The following is a 16523-nucleotide window of genomic DNA, read 5'->3' on the forward strand; positions in this document are numbered from 1 at the left end:
TTTTTATTTACGCCCAAATCACTTTCATTAAGTTCTTATATTCATCGTTTGCCAGTTTATATAGCATTCTCGTATGTTCAAAGACAAGTGCGGGATTAAAGTTTGGTTCTGAGAATGCAAGAGATGTTGAAATATCAATTGCATTTTGTTTGTTTAGCGTGAATTTTGCAAATCGATAAGATGTGTTTAATTCATTGATGACATGTAAAATATCATTTGTTGATGTTGAATCAGGTACAAGAGCAACATTGAAGCAGTATATATCCACAGCAGGATGTTCGCTTTGGAAAGCAGCGATAAGTTGAATTTTTGCGCCAGCTTCTGTTTCTAATCCTACTGAAAAATGTACCGAACCATCATTTTCATCTATATTTTCTTCCATGTATATATCGTTTGATTTTAAATACTCTTTAAAATCTGAAATGTTATGTTTTACTGCAGCTTTCATATGTATGAGCCCCCTGATAATTGGAATAGATTACTACTATTTATTATAATTTAAAAATATTAAAAAAGATAGTTGGAAAGTTCTGATTTTTTATTTTGAAAGCATTAAAAAGAAGCAGTGCTCTACCTCCATAGAGCACTGCTTCACTTTATTCATTGTCATTAGACGATGTTTCTGTATCTTCACTGTTATTCTTATTTTGAGTTTCATCGTTACTTGATTCGCGTTCACTCGTATTTTCAGACTTAGATTCTTTTGTTTTCTCTGAGCTTGTTTTTTTCGAATCAGAATCAGATTTTGTATAGGCAGGTAGTCCAAGGTGACTACGAAGTTCGTTTGTAACATTAGCTAATTCTTTTTTATCTGGATTGTAGTAGTAAGTTCGACCACCACCAGCTGACTTACTACATGTATCATCACCTTTTGCCATGTAACAATCTTCACCTTGAAGTTGTAATTTCTCAATTTCCGAATCCGATCCATATTTATAGAATGAAAGCATGTCATCGAATGTTAAGTTTGTAACGAATTGTCCGTTAATATCATCAATTATGTTACCAACTTTTGTTACAGAGTTAACGCTTGTTAGTTTCTTTAAAATGGCTTCGATAACGAGTTGCTGACGTTGACCACGCATCGCATCACTATCAATGTGCCTTGTTCTAGCAAGAGCAAGAGCTTCTTCACTATTTAACTTTTGAACACCTTTTTTCAGGTGAATTGCTTCGGCGTTATCATTACTATCTTGTTCAGTAAACTCAACTGGTACGTCAACTTCAATGCCGCCTAAATCATCAACGATTTTCATGAATGATTTAAAGTTGAATTTTACAAAGTAATCGACGGGAACATTCATTAATTTTTCAACTGCATCAATACTAGCTTGTGGTCCACCATCTTTTCCGTTTTTAGTAGAACCAAATGCATGAGCGTGTGTAATTTTATCTTTTTTCTTTTCTACTGGAATATAAGTATATGTGTCTCGTGGAATACTTAATAGTTTTACAGTTTTGCTATCTTTATTAAACGTTGCAAGTAATAGTGCATCCGTTCTTATAGCTTCACCATATTCTTTTCCGCGGACATCGCTTTCATCAACGCCCATTATTAAGACAGAGACGTTATTTGTAATAGGTTTTACAGCTTTATCACGTAAATCAGACTTATCACCGCGTGCTAAATCGTGAGCGGCGTTTCGAACAGCAGAAGATGCTTTATTTACTAAAAACCATGTATAACCGCCACCTATTATTAAAACTAATAGAATAACGCTTATAATAATTTTTGTTTTTTTCTTACTTTTTTTCGGTTTATTGCGTGTATTTTCTTGCAAAGATGGGTTTTGCTCCATTTCTTGTACTCCTTCATTTGAATTGAAATACGACACTCATATCCACTTATTATAATGAAATTTAGCGAAAAAAAACATTACAAATCATTTACATTTCGTAAAAATTCAATTTATTTATAAAAAGTCAGATTTTCTATATTTTATTTTTAAGATGTAGAACAAGTATAATGTGTTTTAGTAGAAATGAAAATATGTATTGTGAGAAAGTGATAGAGAAGTAAGATTTGTTGAAATATAGCCAAGAAGATGTGATTAGCTGTATATATACTTCTTATATAATAAAGAAAGATTTTACGGATGAAGGAGAGAGCATAATGAATCATACATCATTCCGAGCAATTGTCGTGAACGAAAAAGAAAATAATCAATTTGAAAGAAATCTTGTTGAGAGAGAAATTAATAGTTTACCTGAAGGAGACGTATTAATACGTGTTTATTATTCTTCATTAAATTATAAAGATGCCCTTTCAGCTACTGGTAATAAAGGTGTAACGAGAACATATCCTCATACACCTGGTATAGATGCAGCGGGAGAGGTAGTTAATAGTGAAAATAACGCCTTTCAGGAAGGCGATCAAGTTATTGTAACTGGATATGATTTAGGTATGAATACTTCTGGTGGTTTCGGGGAATATATTCGCGTGCCATCATCTTGGGTTGTTCCTTTACCAAAAGAAATGACTTTGAAGGAAAGTATGATGTACGGGACAGCAGGTTTTACAGCTGCCCTATCGGTATATAAGCTTATTAGAGCGGGAATTACGCCTAGTATGGGAGATGTTTTAGTAACGGGTGCTACGGGCGGAGTAGGCAGTGTAGCAGTTAGCATTTTAGCGAAGCTAGGATATAACGTAGTAGGATCAACTGGGAAAATGGAAGAGGAACAGATGCTGCTACGTTTAGGTGCAAAAAAGATGATTCATCGCGCGGAGTTGAGTGATGAATCAGGAAGACCGATGCTTAAAGGAATATACGCTGGGGTTGTCGATACCGTAGGCGGAAGCATGTTAGAAAGTTCTTTAAAGGTAGTTAAGTATGGAGGCTGTGTAACAACGTGTGGTAACGTAGCAGGGCATGAATTAAATACAACTGTATACCCATTCATATTACGAGGGATTAGCCTTTTAGGAATAGATTCAGTTCAATGTCCAGTAGATGTGAGAAGAGACGTGTGGGCATTGCTAGCAGGTGAGTGGAAAAATTCAGAGCTATTATCTTATACAGAAGAATGTACATTAAAAGAATTAGATGAGAAGTTTACACTTATACTGCAAGGAAAGTTAAAAGGAAGAACTGTTGTAAAGATGAAATGAAAAAAGAGACGCTAATTTGAGCGTCTCTTTCCTATTATAATGATTGTTTTAAATTTACTTTTCCTTGTTCACCTAAAACGCCATCAGCAATATTTACAGCGTGATCACCGATACGCTCTAAGTTACTTACCATATCAACGAAAATGATGCTTGCATCACCTGAACAGCTACGCTCGTTCAGACGTAATACATGACGTTTACGAAGAACACGTTCCATTTGGTCAATTTTACGTTCTTTTGCAATAACTGTTTGTGCTAATTCAATGTCGAAGTTTGTTAAAGCTCCAATTGCGTCTTGTAATGTTGAAATTGTTAATTCAAGCATTTCATTTAGTTCAGCTAGTGCTTCATCTGATAGTGAAACGCGGTTTGAAATTTGGAAATCTACAAGTTCTACCAGGTTTTCTACATGATCACCGACACGTTCAATATCTCCAACAACACCTGCTAGAACTGAATGCTTTTCGGAGTCTGTATGTGAAAGTGGTTTTTCTGATAGTAAAACTAAATACTCGATAATTTTTTTATCTAAATTGTTAATAGCTGCTTCTAATTGAGTAGCCATATCCGCGTGTTTCTTTTCTTGTGTATTTAAAAATTGGTTTGCTTCTTTTAATCCGTGTAATGAAAACTCAGCCATACGAATCACTTCTTTTTGTGCTTCTGTTAGTGCAATGGATGGAGATTGTTCAATAAAAATCGGATTCAAATGCTGTGGTTTAAAGTCAATAGCAGCATCTTCACCGCGAATGATTTTTGTTACAATCCATGCTAACACTGCAATGAATGGGAACTGAATAACTGCATTCGTTACGTTAAATGTTCCGTGAGCAAATGCGATTGTCATTTCTGGATTTAAGTTTAATGATGTTTGGAAATATTGAATTAAACTTGTAAATGGTACTAATAAAATTGTAAAGATGATTGCACCGACGATATTAAAGATAACGTGAACTAATGCTGCACGTCTTGCTGCAATAGAAGTACCGATTGCTGCTAATATAGCTGTAATTGTTGTACCGATGTTATCACCGAATAATACAGGAAGGGCAGCTTGTAAATCGATTGCACCTTGACCGAATAATTCTTGTAAAATACCGATTGTCGCACTTGAACTTTGTACAATTAAAGTGAAGACTGTACCAACAACGATTCCTAAGATTGGGTTATCACTCATGCTAACCATTAATTCTTGGAATGACTCTAAAGAGCGAAGAGGTTTCATACCTGAACTCATTAGTTCTAAACCGAAGAATAACATACCAAAACCGAATATCACTTGACCTAAAGAATGTACTTTTTTATTTTTAAAGAAGAATAGTAAGATTGCTCCAAGCGCCATAATTGGGAGAGCGTATTCTCCAATTTTAATTCCGATAATAAATGCAGTAACTGTCGTACCGATGTTCGCACCCATAATAACACCAATTGCTTGTCTTAATGTCATAAATCCGGCACTTACAAGTCCGACTGTTAAAGCTGTTGTTCCTGAACTTGATTGAATTAATACTGTAACTAACATACCCGCTAGTACACCCATAAGAGGGTTTGTTGTAAAACGATCTAGAATATCGCGAAGACGATCTCCAGCTGCTTGTTGCAGTCCATCGCCCATGTATTTAATCCCGAATAAGAAAATACCTAATCCACCAATGAACTGGAAGATCATATCTTGAATATTGTATTCCACGCATTCCACTCCTTAAATTTCATGTACGATGTAATTATTAACTAAACCTTGAGGCACTGTAAACGGTTTATCAGTAAAATTTACACTAAATTTACAAAGGGATAAAAAGTTTACAAATCTTTAAAGAAACACCTGGATTTAATTGGTTTTTCAGATGATATATCTGATCGGTTTGTAAAGAAGTCACATTTATCACACTATTTGTGGATAGTAAAAATAGGTGAAGGGAAACTACCCAACTGGGTATGTGGATTGGAATTTTATTTTGTTATGATGATGGTTCTTTGCATATTTTTTGATTAAAGTTAGAAAAATATGTAGGGAAACGGGGGAGGTTTGAAATGGATTTATTTAATGAGAGTAAAAAACGATTAAATTATTTTAAACTGTTTTCTTTTGAGATGCTCGCAACAATAAAAAAGAGCAATTCGCATATGAATTTGCTCTGCTTTTTTATGTTAAAAACTTTCGGTGCTTTGCATTTTAACAATTATGCAAAGTGTTTTTTCTTTATTTAGAATCGTCATTATGCTCCATAGTTATGACGACATTTCCCTTCTTATGTCCTTTTTCAACATATATGTGAGCCTCAATAATTTCCTCAAAAGTGTATTGCCTATCAATGACCACTTTTATTTTACCGTTCTCAACAAGTTTTTTAAGGAAATTTAATGCTTCGGAATTTTCAGGTGCGTTTTGACTTAATATGAGTTTCACGCGACTTGTCAATTTAGTCCAGAGCATTTGAGCACTTGGTAACGGTTCAACGATATTTATATAGGTACCATCTTCTTTTAACATTTTAATACACTCTGAAAAGGAGCTCCTGTTTACCGCTTCAAAGATAACATCATAAGTTTCGTCTGTAGTAGAAAAATTTTTTGTGGTGTAATCAATTACTTCGTCAGCTCCTAGAGATTTGACCAATTCTAAATTTGAGCTACTGCACACACCTGTAACTGTTGCGCCGAAATACTTGGAAATTTGTACTGCATAACTTCCGACACTTCCAGAAGCTCCGTAAATAAGAATGTTTTGACCGCTTTGAACGTTAGCTTTCCTAAGGAAAAACAAAGCTGTACGTGCTCCAATTGGGATGGCTGCGGCTTCTTCATAGGATATATTGGAGGGCTTCATGCACACTGCTCCACCTTCAGGTAGACAAATATACTCAGCATAAGAACCAAAATTTACTTGGGTAGCTGCAAAAACTTGGTCTCCTTTTTTAAATCGTGTGACGTCTTTTCCTACCGATTCAACTTCACCAGCCAATTCCATTCCGAGTATTTGTTTTTTCGGTTGCTTAAAGCCAAGTGCGATTCGAGCGGGTAGCCAAACAGAAGAGGGAACCGTAAAACTTCGTGAGCGAATATCTCCTGCTGTTACGGTTGTCGCTTTTATTTTTACTAGTATTTCATTGTCCTTAGGAGTAGGTTTTTCTATCTCTTTCAGTTGAAGAACGTCGGGGAGACCGTATTTTGTGTACACTATTGCTTTCATTAATATTTCCTCCAATTCGTTCTATATATATTAATATCATACGAACAACATGAATAAATAGAACAGCGGTTCACTCTTCAATACAATGCAAAAAGCAGTGTGATTTTTTTAGGAATCCACTGCTTTTTACAAATGTGTATACATGATTTTTTGGTCTAAGTACTTCGAAAAAGAACCAACTAGCCATTACCCAACGGCTTTTTCTTTTGTTTTATCCCCCTGTTTTTGCTTCCGTAAGCTTGTGATGTAAATGAAAAGAAAAGCGATAAGTAATAGAGAGGAATATCGATATACAGTTGCATAGTTGGTAAAGTGTGCAATGAATCCAAAAATAATCGCTCCAGCACCAATTCCAAGATCAAATGCTGAGAAGAATGTTGCTGTTGCTACTCCTCTCCGGTGCGGTGCTACTCGGTCAATCATCCATGCTTGTAGTGCCGGTTGAATTGCTCCGAAACCACTGCCGTAGCACGCTGCGGCAATAATTAAACTCGGAATTGTAGTTGTATACGACAGCAAGATAATACCTGTAAACGTAATAATAACTCCTGGAATGATGACGAATGTATGGCCTTTCGTATCATATAATCTTCCAGAAAACGGACGAGTTACAGCGATTGCAAGTGCGTTAAATAAAAAGAAGAGACTGATATCAGCAATCCCGACTTCCGTAGCAAATAATGTGATAAAGCTCCCAATTCCCCCGTACATTAATGTAATACATAATATTAATAATGAAGGAAGTAAAGCTTTACGCTCAATAAATCCATCGAGAAAGGTACCAGATGTTTGCTGTGGTGGTTGCGGCGATTTTTTGATTTGAAGTAGTTTCGTTAATATTAATGAAACTATTGTGCATGAAAGTGCACATAAAAAAAGAATCGTGAAGTTATATGCTTGCATAAGCCAAAGTCCGATAAGCGGACCGAGCGCCATGGCGATAGTTCCAGAAAGACCGAAATACCCCATGCCTTCACCGCGGCGAGCTTGCGGAATTAAATCTGAAACGACAGTTCCGTATGTAGTCGTTGTAATACCAAAACCAGCTCCGTGTAAAATTCGAACGGCAAGCAATAGGAAAACGGTTGAAGCGAAAAGATAACTGCCCATAGCGAGTAAACAAATAGCGGTACCGATCATTAAAATGATTTTTTTGTTGAATTTCTGCAAGGCATTTCCAGTTAGCGGCCTAATAAAAAGTGCTGCAACGGTAAACATGCCGACAACGAATCCGATATTTGAACTTGTGCCCCCAATTTCTTTCACATAAACAGGTAAAGTTGGAATTAACATTTGAAATCCTAAAAACATACATAAGTTTGCTAGAATTAGCGCAATAAACTCTTTCGTCCATAACGGTTCTCGTTTTACGAGTACTGCCTCTCCCATATATTCATCCCCTATATAAAAGTTTTCTCTATTCTTTCGAGTATATGTATTGGTCAACGTAACAGTCAAGGAAGGTGCCTTGAAAACGTATAACAATTTTCGAGGCGAAAAAACTGACAAATTTGTGTAAAAGCTACACAACTATGAAAAAAAGATGTAAGGTATAGATGTATAGACTAGTAGTTGTTATGAATGATAGAAATTGTTTTTTCTTTAAAGAAAGCGGATTCAAATTGTAGTGGAAGAAAAGGGGATACATACTTTTTCGCTACATATATTTGAAAAGGTTTACAATATGATGAAGAAAGAGGCGTGTACATATGAGACGATTAGGTATTTCTATTTATCCAGAACATTCGACAGTAGAGAAAGATAAAGAGTATGTAACATTAGCGAGTAAATACGGATTTACACGTGTATTCACATGTTTATTATCTGTAGATGGCGAAAAAGAGAAAATTATCGAAGAGTTTAAAGAAACGATCTCTCATGCAAATGCATTAGGGTTCCAAGTATTAGTTGATATTAGTCCGTCTGTCTTTACACAATTAGGTATTTCATATAATGATTTATCGTTCTTCCATGAGTTAGGAGCGTACGGTATCCGTTTAGATGTTGGATTCTCTGGTTTAGAAGAATCGATTATGACTTACAATCCATACGGCTTAAAAATTGAAATTAATATGAGTAACGGTACGAAATATGTAGATAACATTATGAGCCATAGACCAAATCGTGAAAATTTAATTGGTTGCCATAATTTTTATCCACATCGTTATTCAGGATTATCATACGATCATTTCATTAAATGCTCGAAACAATTTAAAGATTACGGTATGAGAACGGCTGCTTTTATTTCATCATTTGATGCAACATATGGACCTTGGCCAGTAACAGAAGGGTTATGTACGTTAGAGCAGCATCGCGAATTACCGATGACAACACAGGCGAAGCATTTGTTTGCAACAGAATTAATTGATGATGTTATTATTGCGAATGCTTATGCTTCAGAAGAAGAATTACAAGCACTAGGTGCGTTAAATAAAGAGAAACAAACATTTGATATAGAACTATACGATACAACAACAGATTTAGAAAGAATTATCGTATTAGAAGAACCTCATTTTTATCGGGGGGATGTATCTGAATATATGATTCGTTCTACACAAAGTCGTGTGAAATATAAAAAAGAAGAGTTTAAACCGCATAATACGCGTGAAATTAAGCGTGGCGATCTTTTAATTGATAATGAGAAATATGGCCAATATAAAGGTGAATTGCAAATTGCTTTAAAAGATATGGTGAATACAGGAAAAACAAATGTAGTTGGCCGAATTATAGAGGAAGAAATCTTCTTATTAGATTATTTACAAGCTTGGGATAAGTTTGGATTTACGCTAAAGAAATAATGAACGCGGGATAAAAGGGAAAAAACTACTGATTTCAGTGGCTTTTTCCCTTTTATATAAAGAGCGAGAGGAAGAGCTATGACAAAAGTGCATCAGCGATTAATTTCCATTTTAGAGGAGTTTTTAGAAGAGAAATCGATGTTAAATCGAGCTTTTTTAGCGAGCCGTTTACACGTATCAACGAAGACGATTCAAAAGGATATAAAATTATTAAATGATATATTGGAAGAACACGGAGCGAAAATTGAATCACAAAGAGGGAATGGGTACGAACTAGAAATTATACAAACTAAGAAGTTTGAAGATTTTTGCGTAAATGTATTTCAAAAACAGACAGAAAAGATTCCAACTTCTTATGAAGAAAGAGTAGCCTATATTTTACACCGTATTTTAACGACAGATGGGTATGTGAAGCTTTCACAGCTAGCGGAAGAGATTTATGTGAGTAAATCTACTGTAAACTTAATTATGAAAGATGTTACGGATATTTGTAGTCGCTATGAGTTGCAAATTGAAAAAAGACCATATTATGGTATACGTATTGTAGGAGAAGAATTTAATATTCGTTCTTGTTTATCACAATATGGTTTACCGCGGTATGAACATACTCCGTTTCATGAGAACTATGAGCAGACGGACACATATTTATCGTTACCCCATATTTCTCTCATCCGCTCAGTTATACTAAAGTATATCGAGGGAGGAACGATATATTTATCAGATATAGAAATTGATAATTTATCAATTCATATTGCGATTGCTTTAAAGAGATGCAGGGATGATCATTACATTCAAGCACTACATGTAGAGGAATCTGAACTTATAATAAAGAAAGAATATAAAATTGCGAAACAGATTTTAGGGAATTTAGGGGAAGAGCTAAAACTTCCATTTCCAGAAGAAGAAATTTTATATGTGACGATGCATTTATTAAGTACTGCTGTTACAGCGAGAGATCGCTATGAAAATGTGGAAGAGCTATTAGGGAAAGACGTATATGCATTCATGCAGCATATTCTTTTCAAAGTAGCGGAAGAACGGAATCTTACTTTTTATTATGATGAAGAATTATTATTTGGTTTTGGTGTTCATTTAAAAACGTTATTAAATCGTTTGAAATATAAGTTAAATACGCGAAATCCTCTTTTGGCAGAAGTGAAAAAAAATTATCCATATGCTTTTGAAATTGCAGTTCTCGTTGGAGATATAATTGGTGAATATACGGGTGAATCCATTCCAGAGAGTGAGATTGGTTATATTGCCATTCACTTTGGTGGGGCGATGAGCCGCTTGCAGGAAAATAATCAAAAGAAAAGATGTTTATTAGTTTGTGCAACTGGTCAAGGGAGTGCACAACTACTGAAATATAAAATTCTATCACATTTCCGAGATAAACTAGAGATTGTAGGTATTACAGGGTACTATCAATTGAAAGTGGAAGATCTTTATAAAGATAAAATAGATTGTATTATTAGTACGATTCATATACCGAGTGGTTTGCCTGTTCCGGTTATAAAGGTAAACTCAATATTTGATGATAAAGAGATTAAATCAATTGGTAAGCAGTTATTTACACATGTGAATGATAGTATGCAGCAATATATTAAGGAAGATTTGATCTTCTTAAATCGTAGTGCTTCTACGAAAGAGGAGGTTATTCAGTTTTTATGTGAGAAAGCTGCTGAGAAAAACTATGTACCCGCAAACTTTTATGCTTCTGTTATGGAGAGAGAGAACACATCTCCTACAGCGGTTGGAAACTTAGTGGCAATTCCGCATCCGATGCAATTATTAAGCGATACGACATTTTTGATGTTTTGTACACTCGATAAGGCGATTGACTGGGGAGATAAAAAAGTACAAGTTATTATTTTATTTAGTGTGAAGCGCAATAATAATGAAGATTTACAAAAGCTTTATGATTTTTTATATGATATTATGTCTAATCAAACTATAATAGAAAAATTGCATCAGGCTCAAGCTGTTGATGATTTTCAAGAAATCTTACTATCATTATGAAAAAGTATATTAAAACTTCCGTTACACAACGGAAGTTTTTTATGTTTAATTGTATGCGTTTTCATAATAAGATAAAAATATAGAAAAAAGATAGCTTGGGGGAATTTAAAATGACTGATATGCAAACTCCATTTGCGTTAATTTTACATGGTGGCAACGCGAGAAGCGCGGCACTTGAAGCAATCGCTTTTGCAAGACAAGGAGATTTTGAGAATGCGAGTGAAAAGATGACACTTGCTAGTGAGGAAATATCATCCGCTCATCGTATTCAAACGGATTTAATTCAAGAAGAAGCAAGAGGCAATCATGCAGAGATAAGTTTATTATTAGTGCATGCACAAGATCATTTAATGAATGCCATTACAGTGAAAGAACTTGCTGAAGAATTTATCACTCTTCATAAACGAGTGGAAGAGAAAGTGACAGTGTAATATGTACATTTTATTATGTTGCGCGGCAGGTATGTCAACGAGTATGGTTGTAAGAAAAATGCAAGAAGAGGCAAAGAAACAAGGGAAGGATTATAAAATTAAAGCAGTCGATTCAGAACTTGTGAAACTGGAAATGAAAAATGCTGATGTTGTTTTAATTGGACCACAGGTGAAGTATTTGTTTCCAGCGGTAGAGTTTCTTGCGAAATCATACGATATACCAGTTGCAATTATAGAGCAGCGAGATTATGGTATGTGTGATGGTTTGAAAGTACTTAAGCAAGCTGAACAATTAGTTTTAGCGTAATTATATTTTTTTAAATATAAACATTATAATGTTATAACTTTTACTTTTGTCAGATTGAACATAGGGAGGGTTATCGATGAATGGTTTTATGAGTTTTATGGAACAGAAGATTATGCCAACAACGCAAAAGATTGCGGGGCAACGACATTTATTAGCAATTCGAAATGGAGTTATTTCTACATTACCGTTAACGATTGTCGGGTCATTTTTCGTTATCTTTTTAAACTTACCAATTGATGCATATATGGAGTGGATTGCACCGTTTCGCCATATTTTAGATATTCCATTCCGATTTACAGTAGGCTTAATGGCGTTATACGCAGCATTCGGGGTAGGGGCTTCACTCGCGAACTTTTATCAGCTCAATCAATTAAGTGCAGGATTATTATCTGTACTCGCCTTTTTACTAGCATCAGTTGAACCAATTCAAATAACAAAAGCTGTACCAGGTGTTATTGATGCAGGTAGATATATTTCAGTAGGAACATTAAGTGCAACTTCTTTATTCGGAGCTATTGTGACAGCATTAATTGCAGTAGAAATTTATCACTTTATGATTAAGCATAATATTTCGATTAAATTACCAGATAGTGTACCACCAGCAGTTGCAAACTCGTTTGCAGCATTAATTCCAACTTTAGTAGTTATTCTTTTATTCTGGGGTATTCGTTACGGTTTGAAATTTGATGTAAATACAACGATCACATATTTAATTGCACCATTAAAGTCAGTGTTAGTAGGTAATAATTTATTCGGTGGTTTATTAACAGTATTCCTAATCGTGTTCTTCTGGTCGTTCGGTATACATGGCCCAGCGATTTTAGGACCAATCATCCGTCCGATGTGGGATTCAGCAATTCTAGAAAATATGGAAGTGTTCACGGCTACAGGAAATGCACATCAGTTACCAAACTTATTTACAGAGCAATTTATTCAATGGTTCGTATGGATCGGTGGATCAGGCTCAACGTTAGCTTTAGTAATTATGTTTATGTTCTCTAAATCTAAGTTCTTAAAAGAGTTAGGTAGATTATCATTCGTACCAGGATTATTCAATATTAACGAGCCAATTATTTTCGGGGCACCAATTGTAATGAACCCGATCTTAATTATTCCATTCGTTATTACACCGTTAGTTACAACGACAGTATCATATTTCGCAGTTGTTTCAGGTGTGATTCCGCTCATGATGGCGAAGCTGCCATTTACGATGTTAGCGCCAATTGCAGCGATTATTAGTACGGACTGGACAATTATGGCTGGTGTACTTGTACTTGTTAACTTTGTTATCTCATTCGTTATTTACTATCCATTCTTCAAAATGTATGAGAAGCAACAATTAGCAGGAGAGGAGAAAACAGAATGCTCGGAGCAATTATCATCTTAATTACATTCGTGGCGGGGCAGTGTATTGCACATTATTCAAAGTGGGTACAAAGTAAATCGCTATTAGTTTTACTACTTGTGTCGATATTATTTATTGGATGTTCAATGGGAGCTTATGTGGTATTTAGTTTAGAATCACCGTACTTTATCATCGTACCAACGATTTTATGTGCAACATGTTTATCTGCAAAATATAGATTTACGAGCATGGCATTAATACAACGTGTGAAGGAGATGCAAAAGCATGGAGCGTAAATTAGGAATTTCACTTTATCCAGAGCATTCAACGAAAGAACAAGATATGGCATACATTTCGGCAGCGGCACGCCACGGTTTTTCAAGAATATTCACTTGTTTACTGTCTGTTAATCGTCCGAAAGAAGAAATTGTAGCTGAATTTAAAGAAATTATTAATCATGCAAAAGATAACAATATGGAAGTTATTTTAGATGTAGCTCCAGCTGTATTCGATCAACTTGGTGTTAGTTATAGTGATCTATCATTCTTTGCAGAGCTAGGCGCGGATGGAATTCGTTTAGATGTAGGGTTTGACGGGTTAACAGAAGCGAAAATGACGAATAATCCATATGGCTTAAAAATTGAGCTGAATGTAAGTAATGATATTGCCTATTTAGAAAATATCCTTTCGCATCAAGCGAATAAATCAGCTTTAATTGGTTGTCACAATTTTTATCCGCAAAAATTTACTGGTCTTCCGTATGATTATTTCATTCGCTGTAGTGAACGCTTCAAAAAGCATGGTATTCGCAGTGCAGCCTTTATTACATCGCATGTAGCTGACATAGGTCCATGGGATATTAATGACGGATTATGTACGTTAGAACAACATCGTAACTTACCAATTGAAGTACAAGCGAAACATTTATGGGCAACAGGGCTTATTGATGATGTTATTATCGGAAATGCTTATGCGAGTGAAGAAGAGTTAGAGAAACTAGGAAACTTAAATCGTTACATGTTACAGCTAAAGGTACAATTTGTAGACGAAGCGACTGAAGTAGAGAAGAGAGCGACACTGCAAGAATTACACGTAAGACGCGGTGACATAACAGAGTATATGGTACGTTCTACAGAAGTACGTAAAAGGTACAAAGACTATGACTTCCCAGTGCGCGAAAGTGTACGACAGGAAAGAGGGCAAGTTGTAATTGGTAATAACCTATTCGGAAAGTATAAAGGTGAACTACAAATCATTCTGAAAGAAATGCCAATAGATGAACGGAAAAATATTGTCGGTACAATTGCAGAAGAAGAGTTATTCTTACTAGATTATGTAGGAGCTTGGACACAGTTTACTTGTGTGGAATAGGGAAGGTAAGAGAGGATGCTATAGCATCCTCTTTTTTCTGTTGAAATAGTAGTCTATCGTATATAGAATTCAAAGGGATAGATTTAACTTGGACGGGGGAGAAGGAGAAAGAGAAAGAATGTAAGAATCATAAAAAAAGAGTCAGTCTCAACGTTGAGACTGACTCTTTTTTTATATAGTAATTAGTTTAAAACTTTCACTGTAACTGTTTTACGTCCCCAGTTACTTGATGTACCTTTATCTGGCATTAAAACATCGATTTTATTTCCTTTAATAGCTCCACCAGTATCACCAGCGATTGCTACTCCGTAACCTTCAACCCATACTTTTGAACCTAATGGAATGACACTTGGATCAACTGCAATTAGTTTCATGTTTGGATTAGCTGTTAAGTTATGACCCATAGCTGATTTTACTTGGTCTCCTGCTTTGTAACCATTTTCAAGTGGATCCGCTGTGTAAGCTGTTGCTTGAACTCTTAATTCACGAGAAGAAGATGGTGCACTTGTTTCAGTTTCTTTTGCAACAGGTTGTTGTGTAGCTGGTTTTTGAGCTTTAGCCGCTTCACGAGCTTTAGCTGCCTCTTGAGCCTTAGCTGCTTCACGAGCTTCAGCTGCTTCTTGAGCCTTAGCTTCTGCTTTAGCCGCTTCACGAGCCTTAGCTGCTTCTTGAGCTTTAGCTTCTGCTTGAGCTTCAGCTTCTGCCTGAGCTTTAGCTGCTTCACGAGCTTTAGCTGCTTCTTGAGCCTTAGCTTCTGCTTGAGCTTTAGCTGCTTCAGTTGCTTCTTGAGCTTTAGCTGCTTCACGAGCTTTAGCCGCTTCTTGAGCCTTAGCTTCAGCTTGAGTTTCAGCTGCTTCACGAGCTTTAGTTGCTTCTTGAGCCTTAGCTTTTGCTTGAGTTTCAGCTACTTCACGAGCTTTAGTTGCTTCTTGAGCCTTAGCTTTTGCTTGAGTTTCAGCTACTTCCCCGGCTTTAACTGCTTCACGAACTTTAGCTGTATCTTGAACGTTAGTTACTTTTTCAGCTTTAACTACTGGCTGAACTTTAACTGGTGCTTTTCCTGTTAAGTAAGGAATGTGTACATAAGCTGTTTGACCGTTATATTCAAATTGGATCCAATCATTTTGTACTTGGTGTGTTGTTTCGATTACATCATCTTTTTTCAATTTACCAAGAATCGCTGAATCTGTATTCGCTCCAGCACGTACGTTTAATACGTTTGCTGTTACGTAGTAAGTATCTTTTGTGTAGTCAGCGCTTATGAAAGCCTCTTTACCACTATTTAATTTAACTTTTGACCATCCGTTTTCTGTATGTAAAACGTTAACTTTATATCCATCTAATAACTTTCCGACAACTTGTGATTCAGTAGTTGGGTTTTCTCGTACATTTAGTACATCAGTCGTTACGATTGTTTCTGCTTTAGCAGATGTTGTGAAAATCCCAAGACCAAAAACCGCTGCTGTTGCTATACCCATAAATTTTTTCATAATAGCCTCCATTGCATTTGTTTTCGTTGACCTCATTATAGCAACCATTATTTTCTTATTTGCGGAAAACACAAAACTACAAAGCATTCGTAACGAGGCATTAATATTCTGTAATAATTCCATTAATATCCTGATAGCGTTTTCTTTGCGTTTTTGAGGGGATTAGAACATACGATTCATAAAATCAACACTTTTTTAATTACTGATAGATTAATACTGTATCAGTAGTGTTACTCGAATGTTTCTGTAACGTTACAAAAAAGGGGTATTTAATTGTTTGAATCGTAATGTAGTTATGAAAATATAATCTTCTTGTGTGTGAAGTCGTATATATAGGGGGGATTTTAATGAAATAGAGATATAATTGTTACAAAATAAGTTGTAGTATGGAAAAAATTACGCCTTGAATTTGTTCTTTTACATATTATTTTTGCAATAATAGGATTGTAGGATAGTGGTA

14 protein-coding genes are annotated in these 16523 nt (G+C 35.5%); 8 read left to right on the forward strand and 6 right to left on the reverse strand.

The features are described 5' to 3' along the window. Positions 1-7: 7 nt before the first annotated feature. Both QCI77_RS04135 and QCI77_RS04140 read right to left on the reverse strand, forming a co-directional pair. Positions 8-448 (reverse strand): hypothetical protein, encoded by a 441-nt coding sequence (locus tag QCI77_RS04135; RefSeq protein WP_002029912.1) that lies wholly within the window; start codon positions 446-448, stop codon positions 8-10. A 148-nt stretch (positions 449-596) separates the two neighbouring features. After that, positions 597-1799, reverse strand: a complete 1203-nt coding sequence (locus QCI77_RS04140) for an LCP family protein (RefSeq protein ID WP_353824543.1) — start codon at positions 1797-1799, stop codon at positions 597-599. Between the two features lie 314 nt (positions 1800-2113). On the opposite strand from QCI77_RS04140, the gene QCI77_RS04145 reads away from it, so the two are divergent. Continuing rightward, positions 2114-3112, forward strand: a complete 999-nt coding sequence (locus QCI77_RS04145) for a YhdH/YhfP family quinone oxidoreductase (RefSeq protein ID WP_088292492.1) — start codon at positions 2114-2116, stop codon at positions 3110-3112. A gap of 34 nt (positions 3113-3146) precedes the next feature. Here QCI77_RS04145 and QCI77_RS04150 read toward each other — a convergent pair whose 3' ends face one another. The 3 genes from QCI77_RS04150 to QCI77_RS04160 all read right to left on the reverse strand — a co-directional run bounded on the left by QCI77_RS04150 (position 3147) and on the right by QCI77_RS04160 (position 7691). Then, complete coding sequence (locus QCI77_RS04150; protein WP_113768967.1) at positions 3147-4802, reverse strand: Na/Pi cotransporter family protein; 1656 nt, start codon at positions 4800-4802, stop codon at positions 3147-3149. A gap of 510 nt (positions 4803-5312) precedes the next feature. Continuing rightward, entirely contained in the window at positions 5313-6302 is a 990-nt protein-coding gene (locus QCI77_RS04155; RefSeq protein ID WP_353824544.1) for an NAD(P)-dependent alcohol dehydrogenase, read from the reverse strand. Between the two features lie 186 nt (positions 6303-6488). After that, positions 6489-7691, reverse strand: a complete 1203-nt coding sequence (locus tag QCI77_RS04160; protein ID WP_002029919.1) for an MFS transporter — start codon at positions 7689-7691, stop codon at positions 6489-6491. Between the two features lie 320 nt (positions 7692-8011). On the opposite strand from QCI77_RS04160, the gene QCI77_RS04165 reads away from it, so the two are divergent. From QCI77_RS04165 to QCI77_RS04195, 7 genes are all read left to right on the forward strand, one after another. Further along, entirely contained in the window at positions 8012-9100 is a 1089-nt protein-coding gene (locus tag QCI77_RS04165) for a DUF871 domain-containing protein (protein WP_113768969.1), read from the forward strand. Between the two features lie 78 nt (positions 9101-9178). Then, the gene (locus QCI77_RS04170) at positions 9179-11119 is read left to right on the forward strand and encodes a BglG family transcription antiterminator (protein WP_193652611.1); all 1941 of its coding nucleotides are present in this window, start codon (positions 9179-9181) and stop codon (positions 11117-11119) included. Positions 11120-11229: 110 nt separating this feature from the next. After that, on the forward strand, positions 11230-11550 hold the full coding sequence (locus tag QCI77_RS04175) for a PTS lactose/cellobiose transporter subunit IIA (protein ID WP_002087442.1): 321 nt from the start codon (positions 11230-11232) through the stop codon (positions 11548-11550). Position 11551: 1 nt separating this feature from the next. Then, positions 11552-11857 (forward strand): PTS sugar transporter subunit IIB, encoded by a 306-nt coding sequence (locus QCI77_RS04180; protein WP_002134545.1) that lies wholly within the window; start codon positions 11552-11554, stop codon positions 11855-11857. Between the two features lie 76 nt (positions 11858-11933). Next, positions 11934-13244 carry a PTS sugar transporter subunit IIC gene (locus QCI77_RS04185; protein ID WP_002140468.1) on the forward strand — a complete coding sequence of 437 codons (1311 nt, stop codon included), beginning with the start codon at positions 11934-11936 and terminating at the stop codon, positions 13242-13244. After that, positions 13220-13498: a hypothetical protein gene (locus QCI77_RS04190; protein ID WP_061675597.1), complete on the forward strand. Its 279-nt coding sequence runs from the start codon at positions 13220-13222 to the stop codon at positions 13496-13498. Before QCI77_RS04185 ends, QCI77_RS04190 begins: the two co-directional genes overlap by 25 nt. Next, positions 13488-14573 (forward strand): DUF871 domain-containing protein, encoded by a 1086-nt coding sequence (locus tag QCI77_RS04195; protein ID WP_113768971.1) that lies wholly within the window; start codon positions 13488-13490, stop codon positions 14571-14573. The genes QCI77_RS04190 and QCI77_RS04195 overlap by 11 nt, the downstream gene beginning before the upstream one ends. A 182-nt stretch (positions 14574-14755) precedes the next feature. Here QCI77_RS04195 and entC read toward each other — a convergent pair whose 3' ends face one another. After that, entirely contained in the window at positions 14756-16186 is a 1431-nt protein-coding gene (entC, locus tag QCI77_RS04200) for a cell wall-binding protein EntC (RefSeq protein ID WP_353824545.1), read from the reverse strand. Positions 16187-16523 lie beyond the last annotated feature (337 nt).

It is taken from the genome of Bacillus cereus group sp. MG9, assembly GCF_040459995.1.
GTDB classification, from domain to species: domain Bacteria; phylum Bacillota; class Bacilli; order Bacillales; family Bacillaceae_G; genus Bacillus_A; species Bacillus_A mycoides.